27 protein-coding genes and 1 tRNA gene are annotated in these 20052 nt (G+C 63.6%); 24 read left to right on the top strand and 4 right to left on the bottom strand.

Annotated features, from left to right (window positions below):
• Positions 1-16 precede the first annotated feature (16 nt).
• The 6 genes from rph to AC1DYJ_RS28030 all read left to right on the top strand — a co-directional run bounded on the left by rph (position 17) and on the right by AC1DYJ_RS28030 (position 3834).
• The gene (rph, locus tag AC1DYJ_RS28055) at positions 17-733 is read left to right on the top strand and encodes a ribonuclease PH (protein WP_023672052.1); all 717 of its coding nucleotides are present in this window, start codon (positions 17-19) and stop codon (positions 731-733) included.
• Between the two features lie 185 nt (positions 734-918).
• Positions 919-1329: a VOC family protein gene (locus AC1DYJ_RS28050; RefSeq protein WP_477287037.1), complete on the top strand. Its 411-nt coding sequence runs from the start codon at positions 919-921 to the stop codon at positions 1327-1329.
• Positions 1329-1991: an RdgB/HAM1 family non-canonical purine NTP pyrophosphatase gene (gene rdgB, locus AC1DYJ_RS28045; protein WP_477287035.1), complete on the top strand. Its 663-nt coding sequence runs from the start codon at positions 1329-1331 to the stop codon at positions 1989-1991. The genes AC1DYJ_RS28050 and rdgB overlap by 1 nt, the downstream gene beginning before the upstream one ends.
• 1 nt (position 1992) lies before the next feature.
• Positions 1993-3150 carry a radical SAM family heme chaperone HemW gene (hemW, locus tag AC1DYJ_RS28040; RefSeq protein ID WP_477287033.1) on the top strand — a complete coding sequence of 386 codons (1158 nt, stop codon included), beginning with the start codon at positions 1993-1995 and terminating at the stop codon, positions 3148-3150.
• Between the two features lie 9 nt (positions 3151-3159).
• Positions 3160-3480, top strand: coding sequence for a hypothetical protein (locus tag AC1DYJ_RS28035; RefSeq protein ID WP_477287031.1), 321 nt, complete (start codon positions 3160-3162; stop codon positions 3478-3480).
• 30 nt (positions 3481-3510) lie between these two features.
• Positions 3511-3834: a low molecular weight protein tyrosine phosphatase family protein gene (locus tag AC1DYJ_RS28030; protein ID WP_477287029.1), complete on the top strand. Its 324-nt coding sequence runs from the start codon at positions 3511-3513 to the stop codon at positions 3832-3834.
• Between the two features lie 288 nt (positions 3835-4122).
• Here the strand turns inward: AC1DYJ_RS28030 and AC1DYJ_RS28025 are convergent, their stop codons facing one another.
• Together AC1DYJ_RS28025 and AC1DYJ_RS28020 are read right to left on the bottom strand one after the other, a co-directional pair.
• Positions 4123-4311, bottom strand: a complete 189-nt coding sequence (locus AC1DYJ_RS28025; protein WP_192258691.1) for a hypothetical protein — start codon at positions 4309-4311, stop codon at positions 4123-4125.
• Between the two features lie 7 nt (positions 4312-4318).
• Positions 4319-4552: a hypothetical protein gene (locus tag AC1DYJ_RS28020; protein WP_477287027.1), complete on the bottom strand. Its 234-nt coding sequence runs from the start codon at positions 4550-4552 to the stop codon at positions 4319-4321.
• Between the two features lie 171 nt (positions 4553-4723).
• On the opposite strand from AC1DYJ_RS28020, the gene rsmI reads away from it, so the two are divergent.
• The 3 genes from rsmI to AC1DYJ_RS28005 are packed head-to-tail and all read left to right on the top strand — an operon-like array spanning position 4724 to position 6396.
• Entirely contained in the window at positions 4724-5632 is a 909-nt protein-coding gene (gene rsmI, locus AC1DYJ_RS28015) for a 16S rRNA (cytidine(1402)-2'-O)-methyltransferase (RefSeq protein WP_477287025.1), read from the top strand.
• Positions 5625-6002, top strand: coding sequence for a YraN family protein (locus AC1DYJ_RS28010; RefSeq protein ID WP_477287023.1), 378 nt, complete (start codon positions 5625-5627; stop codon positions 6000-6002). Before rsmI ends, AC1DYJ_RS28010 begins: the two co-directional genes overlap by 8 nt.
• Positions 5980-6396, top strand: coding sequence for a hypothetical protein (locus AC1DYJ_RS28005; RefSeq protein ID WP_477287021.1), 417 nt, complete (start codon positions 5980-5982; stop codon positions 6394-6396). Before AC1DYJ_RS28010 ends, AC1DYJ_RS28005 begins: the two co-directional genes overlap by 23 nt.
• A gap of 44 nt (positions 6397-6440) precedes the next feature.
• On the opposite strand, the gene AC1DYJ_RS28000 is transcribed toward AC1DYJ_RS28005, so the two are convergent.
• Positions 6441-7247, bottom strand: a complete 807-nt coding sequence (locus AC1DYJ_RS28000) for an undecaprenyl-diphosphate phosphatase (RefSeq protein WP_477287019.1) — start codon at positions 7245-7247, stop codon at positions 6441-6443.
• 168 nt (positions 7248-7415) lie between these two features.
• Between AC1DYJ_RS28000 and AC1DYJ_RS27995 the strand changes: the two genes are divergently transcribed.
• The 9 genes from AC1DYJ_RS27995 (at position 7416) to AC1DYJ_RS27955 (ending at position 16238) form a co-directional block, all read left to right on the top strand.
• Entirely contained in the window at positions 7416-8108 is a 693-nt protein-coding gene (locus AC1DYJ_RS27995) for a glutathione S-transferase family protein (RefSeq protein ID WP_477287017.1), read from the top strand.
• On the top strand, positions 8089-9243 hold the full coding sequence (queG, locus tag AC1DYJ_RS27990) for a tRNA epoxyqueuosine(34) reductase QueG (protein WP_477287015.1): 1155 nt from the start codon (positions 8089-8091) through the stop codon (positions 9241-9243). The genes AC1DYJ_RS27995 and queG overlap by 20 nt, the downstream gene beginning before the upstream one ends.
• A complete protein-coding gene (locus AC1DYJ_RS27985) occupies positions 9240-10142 on the top strand; it encodes an SDR family oxidoreductase (RefSeq protein ID WP_477287013.1) in 903 nt (300 codons plus the stop codon). The genes queG and AC1DYJ_RS27985 overlap by 4 nt, the downstream gene beginning before the upstream one ends.
• 112 nt (positions 10143-10254) lie before the next feature.
• On the top strand, positions 10255-11352 hold the full coding sequence (gene mepA / locus AC1DYJ_RS27980; protein ID WP_477287280.1) for a penicillin-insensitive murein endopeptidase: 1098 nt from the start codon (positions 10255-10257) through the stop codon (positions 11350-11352).
• Between the two features lie 118 nt (positions 11353-11470).
• Positions 11471-12490: a glucokinase gene (locus AC1DYJ_RS27975; RefSeq protein WP_477287011.1), complete on the top strand. Its 1020-nt coding sequence runs from the start codon at positions 11471-11473 to the stop codon at positions 12488-12490.
• 169 nt (positions 12491-12659) lie between these two features.
• Positions 12660-14495 (top strand): ABC transporter ATP-binding protein, encoded by a 1836-nt coding sequence (locus tag AC1DYJ_RS27970; RefSeq protein WP_477287009.1) that lies wholly within the window; start codon positions 12660-12662, stop codon positions 14493-14495.
• Positions 14492-15313, top strand: a complete 822-nt coding sequence (gene dapB, locus AC1DYJ_RS27965) for a 4-hydroxy-tetrahydrodipicolinate reductase (protein ID WP_477287007.1) — start codon at positions 14492-14494, stop codon at positions 15311-15313. The genes AC1DYJ_RS27970 and dapB overlap by 4 nt, the downstream gene beginning before the upstream one ends.
• 88 nt (positions 15314-15401) lie before the next feature.
• The gene (locus tag AC1DYJ_RS27960) at positions 15402-16022 is read left to right on the top strand and encodes a 2,3-bisphosphoglycerate-dependent phosphoglycerate mutase (RefSeq protein WP_477287005.1); all 621 of its coding nucleotides are present in this window, start codon (positions 15402-15404) and stop codon (positions 16020-16022) included.
• Positions 16023-16153: 131 nt separating this feature from the next.
• Positions 16154-16238, top strand: a tRNA-Leu gene (locus tag AC1DYJ_RS27955).
• Positions 16239-16311: 73 nt separating this feature from the next.
• On the opposite strand, the gene AC1DYJ_RS27950 is transcribed toward AC1DYJ_RS27955, so the two are convergent.
• On the bottom strand, positions 16312-17055 hold the full coding sequence (locus AC1DYJ_RS27950; RefSeq protein WP_477287003.1) for a cation efflux transmembrane domain-containing protein: 744 nt from the start codon (positions 17053-17055) through the stop codon (positions 16312-16314).
• Positions 17056-17121: 66 nt separating this feature from the next.
• Between AC1DYJ_RS27950 and AC1DYJ_RS27945 the strand changes: the two genes are divergently transcribed.
• From AC1DYJ_RS27945 to AC1DYJ_RS27920, 6 genes are all read left to right on the top strand, one after another.
• Positions 17122-17547: a MerR family transcriptional regulator gene (locus AC1DYJ_RS27945; protein ID WP_477287001.1), complete on the top strand. Its 426-nt coding sequence runs from the start codon at positions 17122-17124 to the stop codon at positions 17545-17547.
• A 105-nt stretch (positions 17548-17652) separates the two neighbouring features.
• The gene (locus AC1DYJ_RS27940) at positions 17653-17985 is read left to right on the top strand and encodes an ArsR/SmtB family transcription factor (protein WP_477286999.1); all 333 of its coding nucleotides are present in this window, start codon (positions 17653-17655) and stop codon (positions 17983-17985) included.
• 26 nt (positions 17986-18011) lie between these two features.
• Positions 18012-18521 (top strand): arsenate reductase ArsC, encoded by a 510-nt coding sequence (locus tag AC1DYJ_RS27935; RefSeq protein WP_477286997.1) that lies wholly within the window; start codon positions 18012-18014, stop codon positions 18519-18521.
• Positions 18522-18525: 4 nt separating this feature from the next.
• Complete coding sequence (locus AC1DYJ_RS27930; RefSeq protein WP_477286995.1) at positions 18526-19215, top strand: aquaporin; 690 nt, start codon at positions 18526-18528, stop codon at positions 19213-19215.
• Positions 19212-19634, top strand: coding sequence for an arsenate reductase (glutaredoxin) (gene arsC, locus AC1DYJ_RS27925; RefSeq protein WP_477286993.1), 423 nt, complete (start codon positions 19212-19214; stop codon positions 19632-19634). Before AC1DYJ_RS27930 ends, arsC begins: the two co-directional genes overlap by 4 nt.
• A gap of 68 nt (positions 19635-19702) precedes the next feature.
• Positions 19703-20023, top strand: coding sequence for an ArsR/SmtB family transcription factor (locus AC1DYJ_RS27920; protein WP_436262201.1), 321 nt, complete (start codon positions 19703-19705; stop codon positions 20021-20023).
• The last annotated feature ends 29 nt before the right edge of the window (positions 20024-20052 follow it).

Here is a 20052-nt window from a genome sequence, read left to right as displayed (position 1 = left end):
ACAGAAAGAGGCCTCGATGCGCCCCTCCAAACGCCAAGCCGACGAAATGCGCGCCATCTCCTTCGAGCGCGGCGTGTCCAAACACGCTGAGGGGTCGTGCCTGGTGAAATTCGGCGACACGCATGTCCTGTGCACGGCGAGCCTGGAGGAAAAGGTGCCGGGCTGGATGCGCAATTCCGGCAAGGGCTGGGTGACGGCCGAATACGGTATGCTGCCGCGCTCGACCGGCGAACGCATGCGCCGCGAAGCTTCAGCCGGCAAGCAAGGCGGCCGCACGCTGGAAATCCAGCGGCTGATAGGCCGCTCGCTGCGCGCCGTTGTCGATTTGCAGGCGCTGGGCGAACAGCAGATCACCGTCGACTGCGACGTCATCCAGGCCGATGGCGGCACCCGCACGGCATCGATCACCGGTGGCTGGGTGGCGCTCTACGATTGCCTGCGCTGGATGGAAGCACGGCAGATGGCCAGCGTTGCCAAGGTGCTGAAAGACCATGTCGCGGCGATTTCCTGCGGCATCCATGACGGCCAGCCGGTCATCGATCTCGACTATATCGAGGATTCGTCGGCCGGCACCGACGCCAATTTCGTCATGACCGGCAAGGGCGGCATCGTCGAGATCCAGGGCACCGCCGAGGGCGAGCCTTTTTCCGAAGGACAGTTCGCGGAACTGATGGGCCTGGCGAAGAAGGGGATTCAAAGGCTGGTCAGTTTGCAGCAGATGGCTGTGGCGTAGGTTTTTGTGATGCCGAGCCTAGGCCCCCCTCTCTGGCCTGCCGGCCATCTCCCCCTCAAGGGGGGAGATCAGATGTCCCTTCTGCTTTCGCCAATTGCCAACGTGGCAAGAGTGGAGCCGGCGCAGCCACAGCTAATCTCCCCCCTTGAGGGGGAGATGCCCGGCAGGGCAGAGAGGGGGGCCTCGTGACACCCTCAGTGATCCTGGAATCCGCTCTTTACGTCACCGATCTCGCCGCCGCCGAAGCGTTTTACCGCGACATCCTCGGCCTCGACCTGCTCGGCAAGGTCGATGGCCGCCATCTGTTCTTTCGCTGCGGACCCGGCGTGTTGCTGATCTTCAACGCCGAAGCCACCAAAATCCCGCCGGCGCCGGATGCGCGGCTGAAAGTGCCGCCGCACGGTACGGTCGGCGACGGCCATCTCTGCTTTGCCGCAAGCGCGGATGAGCTCGCCCGCTGGAAGGCGCAGCTTGAGGCGAAAAACATCGCCATCGAAAGCGAGTTCGAGTGGCCGCAAGGCGGGCGTTCGATCTACATACGCGACCCCTCGGGCAATTCGATCGAGTTTGCCGAGCCACGGATCTGGGGCCTTTGATGCATTCTCTCGATGGAAAGAAGATCGTCGTCGCCAGCCACAATGCGGGCAAACTGCGCGAATTCGCCGATTTGATGGGTCCGTTCGGCTTCGAGGCGAAGTCGGCCAAGGACTACGGCCTGCCGGAGCCTGATGAGACCGGCACCACTTTTGAGGAAAATGCCTACATCAAGGCTTTTGCCGCGGCTAAAGCCACCGGCATGCCGGCGCTGTCGGACGATTCGGGCCTCTGTGTCGACGCGCTGGACGGCGCACCCGGCGTCTACACCGCCAACTGGGCCGAAACCCCGGAAGGCACGCGCGATTTCGGCATGGCCATGCAGCGCACCGAAGTGGCTTTGCAGGAGGTCGGCGCGGCCGAGCCCAAGCAACGAACCGGCCGCTTCGTCGCCGTCATCTGCCTCGCCTTCCCCGACGGCGAGGCCGAATATTATCGCGGCGAGGCTGAGGGCACGCTGGTCTGGCCGCCGCGCGGCGAACTCGGCTTCGGCTACGACCCGGTGTTCCTGCCCGACGGTTTCGACAAGACGTTTGGCGAGATGAGCGCCGAGGAAAAGCATGGCTGGAAGCCCGGCCAGCCGACGGCGCTGTCGCACCGCGCCCGCGCCTTCCAGAAATTCGCGCAAGCGCGATTGAATCTGGCCCGACTTGGTTCGGTCTGAGATGTTGACCGACCGCAGCCCGGGCTTCGGCGTCTATATCCATTGGCCGTTTTGCGCGGCCAAGTGCCCGTATTGCGACTTCAACAGCCATGTTCGCCACCAGCCGGTCGACCAGGAGCGCTTTGCCCGCGCCTTCGAGACCGAGCTGCAGCATATGCGCGAGCGCACCGGGCCGCGCGACGTCACCAGCATCTTTCTCGGCGGCGGCACGCCGTCGCTGATGCAGCCGCAGACGGTGGCGGCGGTGCTGGATGCCGTGGCCAAGAACTGGACGGTGCCGGACGGCATCGAAGTGACGCTGGAAGCCAACCCGTCCTCGGTCGAGGCCGAGCGTTTTCGCGGCTATCGCGCCGCCGGCGTCAACCGCGTCTCGCTCGGCGTGCAGGCATTGAACGACAAGGATCTGCGTTTTCTCGGCCGGCTGCACAATGTCGAGGAAGCGCTGCATGCGATCGGCCTGGCGCGGGAGATTTTTCCGCGCCTCTCCTTCGATCTGATCTATGCCCGTCCCGGCCAGACGCTGGACGCCTGGCAGGCGGAGCTCGAACAGGCGATCGGCCACGCCGCCGACCATCTGTCGCTCTACCAGCTGACCATTGAGGAAGGCACGCCGTTCCACGCGCTGCACGCGGCGAAGAAATTCACCATTCCGGATAATGATAGGGCCGCCGACCTCTACGCGCTGACGCAGGAGGTCACCGCGGCACATGGTTTGCCGGCTTACGAAATTTCCAACCACGCCAGGCCGGGCGCCGAGAGCCGGCACAATCTGACCTACTGGCGTTATGGCGAATATGTCGGCGTCGGGCCGGGCGCGCATGGCCGCTTCATCGAGAATGGCCACCGCACCGTGACCATCGCAGAGCGGATGCCGGAAACATGGGCCAATCTGGTCGAGGCCAAGGGCCATGGCGTTACCGGCGGCGAGATTTTGACGCGCTCGGAAGAGGCCGACGAGTTCCTGCTGATGGGGCTGCGGCTGGCCGAAGGCATCGACCTCGCCCGCTACGAGGCGTTTTCCGGCCGTGGCCTGTCCAGCGCGCGGCTGTCGGTGCTGCAGGGCGAAGGGCTGGTGGCGCCGATCGGCAATGCAAGGCTGCGCGCCACGCCAGCCGGCATGATCGTGCTCGACGCCGTGGTGGCGGACCTGGCGAGATAGGGGGCCGCTATGAAGTTCCTGATCCATGAGACACTTCGAACGTTGAACACGGATGACGTTTTCGAGTTTGGATTGGGCGAGATTTCCAAATCTCTCGAACTTGACGCCCTCCATGAGGCAGAGGCCGTGTTCCGCAGAAATACGAATGAGCAAAAGCACAAAGTGTCGGGGCTTACAGAGTTCGACGTAGTTCGCAATTTTATGACGTATATCGGAATAAACCTTAGAGCGTCGGCAAAAGACAATTCGGTCGAATTCGACCTGAACGGACTTACCTTGGATCAGTACATACCGCTGACCAAGACGGTCCGGGATTTATGGGATGAGTAATTGCCGCGCTCGAATCGGTGCTGACAGGTCTTGAAGAACGTCCTCTTCGTCTGCAGCCAGAACCGCTTGCGCAGTCCGACCGCCGAGCAGGTGTTTTCCAAGCGCCGGGATATCGAGGTGGCCTCCGCCGGCACCAATCACGATGCCGACACGCCGCTGACGCATGAGCTGGTGGCGTGGGCCGACATCATCTTCGTCATGGAAAAGGCGCACCGCACCAAGCTGCAGAAGAAGTTCAAGGCAAGCCTGAAGAAGGCGCGGGTGATCTGCCTCGACATACCGGATGACTATGAATTCATGGACCCGGAACTGGTGCGATTGCTGGAAGTGAGGGTCCAGAGGTACCTGGGTTAGCGGGTTTCTTCGAGGCCGCGTATCAACCACGCGGTCGTCGTCCTAGGGCGAAGCAGGAGCGAAGCTCCGTCGCGCAGACCCTAGGATCCATTCCGTTACATCAGCCGAAGAGTGCAGCGGTGCAGAATTCTGGATCGCAGCAACGCTTCAACGTCACGGAATGGATCCTCGGGTCTGCGCTGCGTCGCTGCGCTCCTTGCTCCGCCCGTGGATGACGAAGGCGCGGATGGCGAAGCCAATCGCCAAGCGTTGCAGATTGCGCTTCTGGTGGTGCGCGCTTCTGTGGGATCAAGCGTCGTGCTTGAAGCGGCGCTTGCCGCGGTCCTTTTCGGCATGCGCGTCGCCGGGTCGGGCCGGCTTGGCGTCGGCCTTGTCGCGGCGGACGCTGTGCTGGTCGTTCATCGGATGCGGCGGCACGCCTTCTCTGGCGCTTTTGGTTTCAAGACGGGTGATGAAGATATCGAAGCGATTGGGCATCGTCCGGTCAGTGCTCCGTCGTGCTTTCGGTGTCGGTCTCGATTTCGTTGCGGGCCTCGGCGAGCACACGGCGCAGAAGCCGCTTTCCAGCTTCCCTGCGAATAGCTTCGTCCTTGGCTTCGGCGGATTGGCTTTTGGCGCGTGGCGCGGCGAAGCGCTTGCGGCCGGCATAATAGGGCTCGAAAACGTCCTGCAGTTTCAGGCTTTCCATCCTGTCCTCCTCCTCAAGAGACTCAGGCATTCAATCCGCCGGCCACGGTTTCGTTCCCCACTATGGCAAAGACATGGCGGCCGGATTACTTCCGCGTGAGATTTGGCGCGTGAGATTTGGGCCTGAGGTTCGGGCCGGGACGCCGGGCGTTTTGCAACCGCGCCTGCGCCGTGCCAAACAGGGCTGAACGGAGAATGAGCGGTGACCGGCGAAAAACGTAGCTATGTGATCGGCCAGACCGAGATGCCGGCCCGGCCGCTCGAGCCGGCGCTGTATCTGGTGGCGACGCCGATCGGCAATCTCTCCGACATCACGCTGCGTGCGCTGGAGACGCTGGCCGCCGCCGACATCGTCGCCTGCGAGGACACCCGCGTCTCGCGCGTGCTGCTCGACCGCTACGGCATCCGCCGCCGCACCACCGCGTATCACGAACACAACGCTGGCGAGGCAGGGCCGAAGCTGATCGCCGCCCTTGAGGCCGGGCAGAGCGTGGCGCTGATCTCGGATGCCGGCACGCCGCTGATCTCCGACCCCGGCTACCGGCTGGTCGGCGAGGCGCAGGAGCGCGGCCTGCGCGTCGTGCCGATCCCCGGTCCGTCCGCGCCGCTGGCGGCACTCACCGCTTCCGGCCTGCCGTCCGATGCCTTCCTGTTCGCAGGGTTTTTGCCGGTGAAATCAGGGCAGCGGCTGACCAAGCTGGAGACGTTCAGGACGGTGCCGGCGACGCTGATCTTCTTCGAATCGCCGCGCCGGCTGGCCGAGACATTGGTCGCCATGGTCGAGGCGCTGGGGGGGACGCGCAACGCCGCCATCGGCCGCGAGCTGACCAAGACCTTTGAGGAAATGCGCATCGGAACGCTGCAGGCGCTGGCCGACCACTATGCGGCGGCCGACACGCCGAAGGGCGAGATCGTCATCTGCGTCGGCCCCGCCGAGGTCAAGGCCGACCAGCCCGCCGACATCGACCGGCTGCTTTTGTCGCTGGCCGCCGAAATGCCGGCCTCCAAGGCAGCCGCCGAAGCTGCGAAAATGACCGGCGGGCAGAAACAGGCACTGTACCGGCGACTGCTTGAGCTCAGGGATGCCGCTGGAGACGGCGGCGATGGCTGAGCGCCCGAGCGCCAGCCGCCAAAAGGCCTATCGGCGCGGCCATCGCGGCGAATGGCTGGCGGCAGCGGCGCTGATGCTGAAGGGCTACCGCATTCTGGCGCGCCGCCACCGCACAAAATTCGGCGAGATCGACCTGATCGCCAGGCGCGGCGACCTCGTGCTGTTCGTCGAGGTCAAGGCGCGACGCACGCTGATGGAAGCGATGGAGGCGATCGGCCATGAATCGGAACGCCGCATCGAGGGCGCCGCCGACATCTGGCTGTCGCGGCAGCCGGACTATGGCAGATTGTCCATGCGTTTCGACATGGTGGCGGTGCTGCCCTGGCGCTGGCCGGTGCATGTCGAGAATGCGTTTTATGGGCGGAGTTGAAGCCAAGAGTGGTGTACAGATGACGACAGCCCGAGATCAGATTTCCGCACTGGTCCGAAAAGGCTGGAGCGTAGAAAAAGCCAAGGACATTATTGCTCGAGGTCTACCCATTGGTTCCAGCAAGAGCGAGGTAATATTTTACCTCGAATCTCAATTGTTCCCAGGAATAGAGACGCCATATCTTGAGATGATTATCTCAAACCCACATGAAGACCAGATCCTTCCAGCGGGTTATGTATTTAGCGTCGATTTTGTAAATCACACCTGCGCGGACGGGGTCTTCACTTGCCTGATTAGCTACCCTAAAGTGACAGGATTCGTACAGATTGCCCTTTGGTTTCGAAACGAAAAGCTCACGCTAATCAATATCGAAAATAGGGGCAGAATAATCTGACTGGGGCGACTGGCATGCACCGACCGCGAGCGTTGGTTTGACGCTCAACCCCAGACCATGAGCGCCACCAGCCCCACGCCACCCACCAGCAGACGCCACCAGCCGAACAGCGAGTAACCGTTGCGGGAGACGTAATCGAGCAGGAAGCGCACCACGATCAGCGCGGTGACGAAGGCGGCGACGAAGCCGATGGCGATGATCGGCAGGTCGGCTGTGGTCAGCACATTGCGGTTCTTGAACAGGTCGAAGGCGAAGGCGCCGACCATGGTCGGGATGGCGAGGAAGAAGGAGAATTCCGCCGCCGCCCGCTTGTCGACGCCCAAAAGCAGCGCGCCGACGATGGTCGAACCGGAGCGCGACGTGCCGGGGATCAGCGACAGGCACTGGAAAAGGCCGATCTGCAGATAAAGCCTGGTCGGGAAGCGCTCGACGTCGCGGTAGACCGGCTGCAGCTTCATGCGGTCGACGACCAGGAGCACGACGCCGCCGATGATCAGCATGATGCAGATCAGCCGTGGCGATTCGAACAGCACCGTCTTGATGAAATCATGCGCCAGCGCGCCAATGATCGCCGCCGGCAGGAAGGCAATCAGGATGCCGAGGACGAAATGCCGCGTCAGCCGGTCATGCGGCAGATCGAGCAGCATCTGCCACAGGCGGCGGAAATAGACGCTGAGGATCGCCAGGATGGCGCCGAGCTGGATCAGGATCTCGAAGGCCTTGCCGGTGGAATGGAAGCCGAGAAAGTGGCCGGCGAGCAGGATATGGCCAGTGGAGGAGACCGGGATGAACTCTGTCAGCCCCTCCAGCAGGCCGAGCAGCAGGGCTTCGACGATGGTGTGGCTATCCATGGCAACCTCGGCATTCAAGGGACTGACGGAAACGGCTTGCAAATGGCTTGCTTGTCACGGCGGGCAAGTCCCCCTATAGGTCGCAACACCGTGACGGCCGCATGACGGGCCGCCAAGACTTACCGGTGCGCCCTGCGATTCGCCAGTGCGCTGAATTATCGCGGAACCATGCTGACGCTTTTCCATCATCCGATGTTCGCCACCTGCCGCTTCGTTCGCCTCGCCTTTGGCGAGTATGGCGAGGAGCTGGCGCTGATCGAGGAAAAGCCGTGGACGCGGCGCAAGGAGTTTTTGGCGCTGAACCCGGCCGGGACCTTGCCGATCCTGCTTGCCGAAGGCGATGTGCCGATCGTCGGCGCCATGGTGATCGCCGAATATCTCGACGAGACGCGCGGTGTGTTGAAGCGCGACAAGAGGCTGTTTGCCGAAGATCCTATGCAGCGCGCCGAAATCCGCCGTCTCACCGACTGGTATCTCAACAAGGCCGAGGGCGAAGTGACCAGGCATCTGGTGCGCGAACGCGTGCTGAAGCCGGTGATGCCCGAAACGGCGGGCGGCGGCTCGCCCGATTCGGCGGCGATCCGCGCGGCGCGCGCCAACATCCGCCAGCACATGAAATACACCAACTGGCTGGCCGGCACCCGCCACTGGCTGGCCGGCAGCAAGGTGACCTATGCCGATCTGGCCGCGGCGGCGACGCTGTCGGTGCTGGATTATCTCGGCGAGATCGACTGGCGCGAACACACTGCTGCACGCGAATGGTACACGCGGGTGAAATCGCGGCCCTCGTTCAGGCCGCTGCTCTCCGACCGGGTGCGCGGCCTGTCGCCGGTGTCGCATTATGCGGACCTCGACTTCTAGAAGCGAAACCTTGCGCGCGCTGATCGACGCGGAGGCGCGGCGCGCCGGCTTCGATGCGGTCGCCGTCACTTCTCCCAACGCGATCCCGCTGGCGCCGGCAAGGCTCGCCGAATTTGTCGCCGACGGCTTTCATGGCTCGATGGCGTGGATCGCCGAGACGCTCGAGCGCCGCAGCGAACCCTCGACGCTGTGGCCCGACGTGCGCTCGATCGTCGTGCTGGCAATGAATTACGGCCCCGACCATGATCCGCGCGCGCTACAGGCAAGACACGACCGCGGCGCGATCTCGGTCTATGCGCAAAACCGCGACTATCACGACATTATGAAGGGTCGGCTGAAGGAAATCGCCGGCAAGATCGTGGCGCGGGCCGGCGGCGACGTGAAGGTTTTCGTCGATACCGCACCGGTGATGGAAAAGCCGCTGGCCGAGGCCGCCGGGCTCGGCTGGCAAGGCAAGCACACCAACCTGGTCAGCCGCGAACATGGCTCATGGCTGTTCCTCGGCACCATCTTCACCACCGCCGAGCTCGAGCCGGACGCGGCCGAGGCAGACCATTGCGGCTCCTGCCGCGCCTGCCTCGATGCTTGCCCGACCGATGCATTCCCTGCGCCCTATAGGCTCGATGCGCGACGCTGCATTTCCTACCTCACCATCGAGAACAAAGGGCCGATCCCGCACGAATTCCGCGAAAAGATCGGCAACCGCATCTATGGCTGCGACGATTGCCTTGCCGCCTGTCCGTGGAACAAGTTCGCCCGCGCCGCCTCCGAGGCAAAACTTGCCGCCCGCGCCGAATTGCGCGAGCCGAAGCTTTCGGAGCTGTTGCAGCTGGACGATTCGGCGTTCCGCGCTTTCTTCTCGGGCTCGCCGATCAAACGCATCGGCCGCGACCGTTTTGTCCGCAACGTGCTAATCGCCGCCGGCAATTCCAGGGATACTTCGCTTGACGGCCCGGTTCGCGCCTTGCTTGGCGATGCCTCGCCGCTGGTGCGCGGTGCGGCGGTGTGGGCGCTGGCGCGGCTGGTGCCGGATACCGAATTCAGCGAGCTGGCCGCCACCGGCTCGAAAACCGAAACCGATGCCGCAGTGCGCGACGAATGGCTGTCCGCGCTGCCAATTGAGGCGCATGCATGAGCGAAAAGCGGATTTTTATCTTCGGCGCCGGCTATTCCGGGAGGGCCTTTGCCCGGGCCAACAAAGAGGCGGCGACGGTTTTCGGCACCACGCGTTCGCCGGAAAAATTCGAATCGCTAAAACAGGCCGGCATCGTGCCGCTGCTGTTCGACGGCGCGCTGACACCCGAGATCAGCGACGCGCTGGAGAAAACCACCCACATGGTCATCTCCGTGGCTCCCGAAGAAGCCGGCGACCCCGTGCTTCTTGCTACACGCCAGGCGATTGCGGCGATGCCGGCGCTTGAATGGATCGGCTATCTCTCGACCGTCGGCGTCTACGGCAATTATGACGGCGCCTGGGTCGACGAAACGGCAGCATGCCGGCCGGTGTCGAAACGCTCGGCAATGCGGGTGGCGGCCGAGCAGGAATGGCTGGAGCTCGGCAGCGAGATCGGCAAGCCGGTGGCAATTCTGCGGCTTTCCGGGATTTACGGGCCGGGCCGCAATGGGCTGGTCAATCTGGAAAACGGCACAGCACGACGGCTGGTCAAGCCCGACCAGGTGTTCAACCGCATCCATTGTGACGACATTGCCGGCGCGCTCTGGCATCTCATCGGCGGCAATACGGGCGGCATTTTCAATGTCACCGATGACGAGCCGGCGCCGCCGCAGTGTGTCGTCACCTATGCCGCGTCGCTGATGGGCGTCGAGCCGCCGCCGGAAATTCCTTTCGAGACTGCCCAACTTTCGCCCATGGCGCGGTCCTTCTATGGCGAGAACAAGCGCGTCGCCAACACAGCGATCAAGGCGGCGGGCTACCGGTTCCATTATCCGGACTACCGCAAGGCGTTCGACCGGATGTGGGCCGACGGGAGTTGGCGCGACGGCGAGCCGCGCAGCCCGATGAAGGGTGGATAATCGAAACGCGGCGCCGGGCGTGGTATGATTCGGCGGTTTTTGTTTTGATGCATGTCGTTATCCCAGAACCGCTGCACACTTCTGGGCGACATGCATGAGGCTCTGGGGGCTCATGACGATGTCGATGCGATCCTTGCCCGGCAGACGGCCGTTTCTGACGGCGGCGCTGGCGATTGTCGCGCTGGCCGGACTGGTGGCGGGCGCAATCACCGCCGAGCCGCGGGCCAAAGACCTGTTCGGCGCCAAGAAACTGCCGGCCGTGGCCGCGGCGCAATCCTTCGGCTTCTACTCCAAGGGGTGCTTCACCGGCGGCGTCGCCATTCCGATGGACGGCCAGAACTGGGAGGTGATGCGTCCCTCGCGCAACCGCCGCTGGGGCCATCCGACGATGATCGCGCTGATCGAGAAACTGTCGCGCGATGCCGCTGCCGATGGCTGGCCGGGCCTTCTGATCGGCGATATCTCGCAGCCGCGCGGCGGGCCGATGCTGACCGGGCACGCTTCGCACCAGATCGGCCTCGACGCCGACATCTGGCTGACGCCTATGCCCAACCGCAGGCTCACCACCCAGGAGCGCGAAAACATCAGTGCCACGCTGATGGTCGACGACAAGACGCATCTGGTGAAGGACAGGCTGTGGAAGCCGATGCACACGCAGCTGCTGAAGCGCGCGGCGAGCTATCCGGAGGTCGAGCGCATCCTGGTCAATCCCGGCATCAAGAAGAAGCTCTGCGACACCGTCACCGGCGACCGCACCTGGCTGCGCAAGATCCGGCCGTTCTGGGGCCATGACTATCATTTCCACATCCGAATCGGCTGCCAGCCGGGTTCGCCCAACTGCAAGGGACAGGAAGCGACGCCCGACGATGACGGCTGCGGCAAGCCGCTGGCCTGGTGGTTCACCGAGGAGCCGTGGCGCCCCAACAAGAACCCGGATGCGCCCAAGGCGCGCGACGTGATGACGATGGCGAACCTGCCGAAACAGTGCCAGTTCGTGCTCGACCAGCCCGATGCCGACTCGGTCGAAGCCGTCACCTATCGCGGTGGCGGTGTGCCGATCGCTGCCAGGGCGCCGGAACCCGACGCGCCTGCGCCGCCGATTGCCGGCAACGCCGGCGGCTTGCCAGGCACGGCCAACGCCTTCACCGCCACGCCCGAGATCGGCATTCCCCTGCCAAGGCGACGGCCGCCGGCAAACGTCGGTCAGTAATGGCGAACTGACGCTTCCCCTTTTCCGGGCCATGCGCTAGTCAATCGATTGAAAAGCGGCGATTGAAAAACGGCGATTGAAACCGGCGCAACGCCGCCACAAAGGGGACGACCAAGGTATGTCAGGCGACGACGACGCAGCGTTGCGGTTTCCAGTGCTGATCGGCGATATCGGCGGCACCAATGCGCGCTTTTCGATCGTGCTGGACGCCAATTCGGAAGCCGGCGAGCCGCAGATCGTGCAGACGGCGAATTTCAACACCATCGACGAGGCGATCCAGGCGGCGGTGCTCGACCGCTCGTCGGTGCGGCCGAATTCGGCGGTGCTGGCGATCGCCGGGCCGGTCGATGGCGACGAGATTCCGCTCACCAACTGCCCCTGGGTGGTGAAGCCGAAGCAGATGTTTTCCAATCTCGCCTTAAGCGACATCGTCGTGCTCAACGATTTCGAGGCGCAGGCGCTGGCTGTCGTCGCGCTCGGCGAAGAGCATATGGAAAAGATCGGCGGTGGTACGCCGGAAGAGAATGCCGGACGCGTCGTGCTCGGCCCCGGCACCGGGCTCGGCGTCGCTGGGCTGGTGCATGCGCTCAACCATTGGATACCGGTGCCGGGCGAAGGCGGCCATATGGATATCGGCCCGCGCACACCCCGTGATTTCGAGGTTTTTCCGCATATCGAGAAGCTTGAAGGCCGCATTTCGGGCGAACAAATCCTGTGCGGGCGCGGCCTGGTCAATGTCTACCGGGCGGTGGCGAAGGCGGATGGCAAGCCTGCCCCCTTCACCACGCCGGCCGAGATCACCGGGGCGGCGCTGGCCAAGACCGATGCGGTCGCCGAGGAAGCGCTGGCGCTGTTCGTCACTTGTCTCGGCCGCACCGCCGGCGATCTCGCGCTGGTGTTCATGAGCCGCGGCGGCGTGTTTTTGACCGGCGGCATCGCGCAAAAGATCGTGCCGGCGCTGAAAGAGGGAAATTTCCGCGCCGCCTTCGAGGACAAGGCGCCGCATAGCGCGCTGATGGCCTCGATGCCGGTCTATGTCATCACCCACCCGCTGGCAGCCCTGCTCGGCCTCGCCGCCTATGCCCGCAACCCCTCGCTGTTCGGCGTGCAGACCGCGGGTCGACGCTGGCGGGCRTAATCCGCTTGCCTTCCCTTGGGGCCGTTTCGGGCTGCGATCCCGGCCGCGACGAAGTTTCGCCATAGGCAAGCTGTAGCCGGGGCGCTAAGAGGGGGCCGAATTCCAGCCCGCTCTACCCCTCGGAAACCGACGAAGCGCTGCAGATTTGACACTTGAAAGCCCAAACAAAGTGAAGGTGAGGCCGACCGAGGTCTCGGCGGTGCTGCGCCGCATCCTGACTGAAAACAGCCGCGACTATCACTGGCACTATGCCGTCGCCATCATCTGCTCGCTCCTGGTTTCGGGCACGACGGCCTTCAGCGCCTGGATCATGGCGCCGATGGTCAACCAGATATTCTACGAACGGCAAGGCGGCGCCATCTGGTGGATCTGCGCCGGTTTCATGGGCGCCTTCATGATCCGCGGCTTCGCCGGTTATGGCCAGGCGGTGGCGCTGGCCACGATCGGCAACAATCTGGTCGCCCGCTACCAGAGACGCATCTTCGATCATCTGATGAAGCTTGGCGTCGACTTCTTCAACGACACGCGTTCGGGCCGGCTGGCGGCGCAGGTCAACGAGAATATCGGCGGCATTCGCGACCTGTTGTCGTTGACCATCGTCTCGATCACCCGTGACGCCGTCACGCTGGTCGGCCTTGTCGGCGTCATGATCTACCAGGACCCGGTGCTGTCGCTGAGTTCGTTGCTAATCGGGCCGCCGCTGATCTGGGCTGTCGTCTACATCACGCGGCGGGTGCGCAAGATCAACCGGGAATCGGTGCTGATCAACTCCCGGCTGATCGGGGCGGTACAGGAGGCCACGCAAGGCATCGCCATCGTCAAGGCCTTCACCATGGAGGACGAGCTGTCGCGCCGCATCGGCGAGCTTGCCGCAACGGCGGAGCAGCGCAGCAACAAGATCGCCCGCGTCTCGGAACGGCTGTCGCCGATTTCCGACATGCTGGCCGGCCTCGCGGTGACCGCGGTCATCGGTTATTCCGGCTATCGGGCACTGGTGCTGGGCCAGCCGCCGGGCGCGGTGTTTTCGTTCATCACCGCGCTGATCCTGGCCTATGACCCGGCCCGGCGGCTGGCGCGCATGCAGGTCGCGATGGAGCGGGCGCTGGTCAATGCCCGCATGATCTACGAACTGCTCGACCGCGAGCCGAAGCAGGGCGACGCGCCAGACGCCGCAGAGGCGCATTTCACCACCGGCGCCGTGCGCTTCAACAACGTGTCCTTCCACTATGTTGAGGAGGTTCCGGTCCTGCAGGATCTGAGCTTTACCGCCGCCGCCGGCAAGATGACGGCCATCGTCGGTGCCTCGGGCGCCGGCAAGACGACGCTGGTGGCGCTGCTGCAGCGCTTCTACGATGTCGATGCTGGCACGATCGAAATCGACGGCCAGGACATTTCCAAGGTCACCAAACACTCGTTGCGCGGCTCGATCGCCTATGTCTCGCAATCGCCCTATCTGTTCGAAGGCACCATTCGCGACAACATCCGCTACGGCCGCCTGTCGGCCACGGACGCCGAGATCGAACAGGCGGCGATCCAGGCGGCAGCCGACGACTTCATCCGCCAGCAGCCGCAAGGCTACGACACGCCGGTCGGCGAAGGCGGCGCGACGCTGTCGGGCGGCCAGCGCCAGCGTGTCTCGATCGCTCGCGCCATCGTGCGCAACGCACCGATCCTGCTGCTCGACGAAGCGACCTCGGCGCTGGACAACGAGGCCGAGGCCCGGGTCCAGGAAGCGCTCACCCAGGTCATGGCCGGCCGCACCACCATCGTGATCGCGCACCGGCTGTCGACCGTGGTCAATGCCGACCACATCATCGTCATGGAGCAGGGCCGGCTGGTCGAGGAAGGCACGCATGCCTCGCTGATGGCCGATCCGCACAGCGTCTATGCCCGCTTCCACCGCGTGCAGGGCAAGAAGGGGCTGGGGCTTGTCGACGACGCCAAGCCAATCCAAACTCCGCTGCCGCGCTCGCGTGGAAAGAAGGTGGTTGGGAGGACCGTATGAGCGAATCCGGCGATATGGGCCTGGTGGTGGTGGGGGCGGCCGGCCGCATGGGCCAGACGCTGATCCGCGCCATCCATTCGATGCCGGGCGCGCGCGTCGTGGGCGCGGTCGAGCGCACCGGGTCGCCCTATCTCGGCAAGGATGCGGGCGAGCTCGCCGGCATCGGCATCATCAACGTGACGATATCGGACGACCCGCTGCCGGTGTTCGCCAAGGCCGACGGCGTGCTCGATTTCACCGCGCCGGCCGCCACCGTCGAATTCGCCGGCTATGCCGCGCAGGCGCGGATTGCCCATGTCATCGGCACCACCGGCTGCTCGGCGGAAGACAATGCGAAGATCGAAGCGGCGGCGCGCCACGCGACCATCGTCAAATCCGGCAATATGAGCCTTGGCGTCAATCTGCTGGCAGTGCTGGTCGAGCAGGCCGCGCGCGCGCTCGACGCCGACGATTTCGACATCGAGATCCTCGAAATGCACCACAAGCACAAGGTCGACGCGCCGTCGGGCACCGCACTGTTGCTCGGCGAAGCGGCAGCGGCGGGTCGCGGCATTCCCCTTTCCGGCAACGATGTGCGGGTGCGCGACGGCCATACCGGCGTGCGCAAGCCTGGAACCATCGGCTTTGCCAGCTTGCGCGGCGGCTCGGTGGTCGGCGACCACAGTGTGATCCTGGCCGGCACCGGCGAGCGCATCACGCTGTCGCACCATGCCGAGGACCGCGCCATCTTTGCCCGCGGCGCGGTGAAGGCGGCGCTTTGGGCAAGAGGGAAAAAGCCTGGTCTCTATTCCATGCGGGACGTGCTGGGCCTGAGCTGAGGCGTCTGTTTTTCTTACGCAATTCCGGACGGAAAACCGCTAAACACTTTTCCTGGAATTGCTCAACCACAAACTCGAAGGAGCAAACATGTCGGGAACTCTCGTGCTCGTGCGCCACGGCCAGAGCGAATGGAACCTGAAGAACCTGTTCACCGGCTGGCGCGATGTCGACCTGACCGAGCAGGGCCACAAGGAGGCCAAGGAGGCGGGTGCGAAGTTGAAGGCACGCGGCTTGAAATTCGACATCGCCTTCACCTCGGCGCTGATCCGGGCGCAGAAGACCTGCCAGCACATTCTCGACGCCGTCGGCCAGAGCGACCTGAAGACGATCCGCGACCAGGCGCTGAACGAGCGCGACTATGGCGACCTTTCCGGCCTCAACAAGGACGACGCCCGCAAGAAGTGGGGCGAGGACCAGGTGCACATCTGGCGCCGCTCCTACGATGTGCCGCCGCCCGGCGGCGAAAGCCTGAAGGACACCGGCGCCCGCGTCTGGCCGTACTATCTGCACGACATGCAGTCGCATGTGCTGAAGGGCGGCACGGTGCTGGTCGCCGCGCACGGCAATTCGCTCAGGGCGCTGATCATGGCGCTGGACGGCAAGAGCGGCGAGGAGATCGTCAAGCTCGAACTCGGCACCGGCGTGCCGGTGATCTACAAGCTCAACGCCGATTCCACCGTTGCCTCGAAGGACGTGCTTGAAGGCTGAGCCGGCGCATCACTGCGGGTGTTTCTTGATTGGCATGATCTTTTCCGAAAACCGGTTCCCACTTTTCGGGATCATGCTCAGAAAAAGCGCGTTGACACCCGTCGCTTGCCCGCTTACATGAGCCCGCACCAGCCCAGATGGCGGAATTGGTAGACGCGCACGGTTCAGGTCCGTGTTCCGCAAGGAGTGGAGGTTCGAGTCCTCTTCTGGGCACCAAATTCCCGTTTCGAGCCATGCACCATGGTTCAGACGACCAAACAAAAAAGCCCGGTTCGCCCGGGCTTTTTTGTTATTCGGCGGCAGCGAGCTGCCGGCCGTGGCTGTACTCAACCCAGGCCTGTCTCAGGATCTGGACCGACGAGGTCAGGAATATTCCCGCCATCAGCGCGGCGACGACGAGATCCGGCCAGGCGGTGGACGTGCCCCATACGCCCAGGGCGGCAGCCATCACCACCACATTGCCGATGGCGTCGTTGCGCGAGCAGAGCCAGACCGAGCGGACATTGGCATCGCCATCCTTGTAGGGACGCAGCAGCAGCACGGAGCCGAGGTTTGCCGCCAGCGCCATGAAGCCGATGACGCCCATCACCTCCGCGCTCGGGACACCGAGGATCAAGCTCTGGTAGACGGTCGAGCCGAACACCCAAAGCGCCATGCCGAACAGCGACAGCCCCTTGAACAGGGCCGCGGTCGCGCGTGTCTGCAAGGTGGCGCCGATCACGGCGAGGCTGAGACCATAGGTGACGGTATCGGCGAGAAAATCTAGGGCATCGGCCTTGAGGGCTTGCGATCCGGCAAGCTGGCCGGCGACCGTCTCGGTGAGGAACATCGCGCCGTTGATGGCAATGACCGCCCAAAGGATGCGTTTGTACCTGATGTCCATGCCGTCGAAGACGGCCACGCCGCCCGAGCAGCATGAGGCATTCGCCGAACCATGGCCTGCCGGCTCTGCCTTGTCGGTTCTGGCTGGCAACACGAGGGGTGGCGGGCCAGCGCAGGCCTTTGTTTCGTGAGCGCAGCAATCCTTGGCCATTGAAAATCTCCATGTTTGCGATCACCCTAGTTCCTCTAGCGACTAGAGGTTCAAGAGGTTTTTTTCATGGATTTCTCAATCGGCGAACTTTCGCGGCGAACGGCGGTGAAAGTCCCCACCATCCGCTACTATGAGCAGATCGGCCTGCTGCCGGCGCCACCGCGCACCGAGGGACAGCAGAGACGCTATGCCAAGGCCGCCATTTCGCGACTGGCTTTCATCAAGCACTCCCGCGAACTGGGCTTCGAGGTCGACGCCATCCGGACGCTGCTGTCGCTTCAGGACAGGCCGGACCACTCCTGCGCGTCAGCCGATGCGATCGCCAAGGCCCGGCTGGCGGAGGTCGAGAGCAGGATCGCCAGTCTCAACGCGCTGCGGCTGGAGCTGACGCGCATGGTCGATGAATGCGCCTGCGGCCGGGTGGCGGAATGCCGTGTCATCGAGACCTTGGCGGACCGGAGCCATGCACACGGCCCTTTGGCTCAAGGATGAGCTATCACGAAGCGCTGTCTAGCCAACGATCGATCCGGCCTCCTGAATGTCATCTAGATGTCATACGCCGTGGCTATACGACGATAAATCTGGATTTATGGATACGTGAACAAAGAGACCGCCCTTCTCGCGCTTGCTGCGCTTGGCCAGGATACTCGGCTGGAGGTGTTCCGGCTGCTGGTTCGGGCCGGCGCCGAAGGCGTGCCGGCCGGCGAGGTCGCATCGCGCCTGAGCATCGTCCAGAACACCATGTCGGCGCATCTGAAGATACTTGGCCATGCCGGGCTGGTCCGCGCCGAACGCGAGGGGCGCACCATTCGCTACGTCGCTGACATGACCGGTTTTCGCGACTTGCTTGCTTACCTCATGGAGGATTGCTGCAACGGTGCGCCGGAGCTTTGCCAGCCAGTAATCCAGGCGGTGACTTGCAAGTGTTAGGCCGGCAAATGGCAGGGGAGGAAGCAATGAGCGATCAGACTTACAACGTGTTGTTTCTGTGCACCGGTAATTCGGCGCGGTCGATCCTCGCGGAGGCGATCCTGAACCGCGTCGGCGCCGGAAGGTTCAAGGCCTTCTCCGCCGGTTCCCATCCGAAGGGTGCGGTCCACCCCTATACGCTGCAGCTTCTAATGACCCTCAACCACGATACCTCCTTTGCCCGCTCGAAGGACTGGGAGGAATTTGCGGTGCCGAGCGCACCGGAGATGAATTTCGTTTTCACCGTCTGCGACAACGCAGCCAATGAATCCTGTCCCGTATGGCCCGGTCAGCCGATGACGGCGCATTGGGGAGTACCCGATCCCTCAGCCGTCGAGGGCACGGATGCTGAAAAGCACCTGGCATTCGCCGATGCCTACCGCATGCTCAACAATCGTATCTCGATCTTTGTCAGCCTACCGATGGATATGGTCGACAAGCTCGCTTTGCAGAAGCGACTGGACGAGATCGGCCGCACTCTTCCCAAGGCTGGCTAGCAGCATGGCCGCTGATTTGTCACGACGCCTTGTCGCCGAAGCACTCGGGACCGCCATGCTGGTTGCCGCCGTTGTCGGTTCGGGCATCATGGCCGATCGCCTGACCGACGACGTGGCGCTTTCGCTCCTCGGCAACACGATCCCGACCGGCGCTATGCTGGTGGTGCTGATCACCATTCTTGGGCCGATTTCCGGGGCGCATTTCAATCCGGCGGTGACGCTGGTCTTTGCCTTGCGGCGGGAAATCCAGACAAAGGCGGCCATCGCTTACGTCATCGCCCAAATCACGGGCGGCATCGCGGGTACTTTCCTGGCGCATGCCATGTTCGACCTGCCGATCCTGCAAATCTCCCAGACCGTGCGGGCCGGAAGCGGCCAGTGGATCGCCGAGCTGGTGGCTGCTTTCGGCCTGGTCTTCACCATCCTCGCCGGTCTGCGTTTTCGAAGCGACGCCATTCCGTGGCTGGTGGGGCTCTACATCACATCGGCCTACTGGTTCACCGCCTCGACCTCGTTTGCCAATCCGGCCGTCGCCGTCGCGCGTGCCTTCTCCAACACTTTTTCTGGCATCCGGCCGCTCGACGTCCCGGCCTTCATCGTCGCCGAATTGCTGGGCGCGCTGCTCGCCATGGCGCTGGCCGGCTGGCTGCTTTCAGTACCCAAACCCGAGCCAGAGATGAAAGCCGCGCAATGACCATCACCATCTATCACAATCCCGATTGCGGGACGTCACGCAACACGCTGGCGATCATCCGCCAGTCCGGCGAAGAGCCGGAGGTGATCGAGTATCTGATTACGCCGCCGTCGCGCGAAAAGCTCGTCGAGCTGATTGCGGCGATGGGGATGACACCACGCGACTTGCTGCGCGAGAAGGGTACACCCTATGCCGAGCTCGGCCTCGGCGATCCCAAATGGAGCGACGACGAGATCCTCGATTTCATGCTGGCGCATCCGATCCTGATCAACCGGCCGATCGTGGTGACACCGCTCGGCGTCATGCTGGCGCGGCCGTCGGAAGCCGTTCTCGACATCCTTCCGAATCCACAGATCGGCGCCTTCACCAAGGAGGACGGTAAGGTCGTCATCGATGCCGATGGCAAACGCGTCATCTGAGCGTCACTTATTTCGAGGATAGTCGAAATAGCGCTTGACGGTCGCGGTCACTGGCATATGGTATTTCCATGAAACTCGAACAAGCAGCAAAACAGCTTGAAGCGCTCGGCAACCCGACGCGGCTGAACCTCTATCGCACGCTGGTCAGAGCCGGTGCAGCCGGCAGGCCGGTCGGTTATTTGCAGGAAAGTCTCGGCATCGCTGCCTCGACGCTATCGCATCATCTGCATCGGCTGATCCTGACCGGCCTGGTGACTCAGGAACGGCAGGCGACGACGCTGATCTGCCGCGCCAACTATCCTATCATGCAAGATCTGATCGGTTTTCTCGCCGACGAATGCTGTGCCGATGCCGCCTGCACTCCCGCCACCGGAGAAGTGGCCGCGTAATTTTTTTGCTTGTTATTTCGATAATCCCG

This window comes from Mesorhizobium sp. P2_B11 (assembly GCF_056404855.1).
The sequence above is the reverse complement of the archived record's forward strand: the minus strand, read 5'-3'. Positions and strand labels throughout refer to the sequence as shown.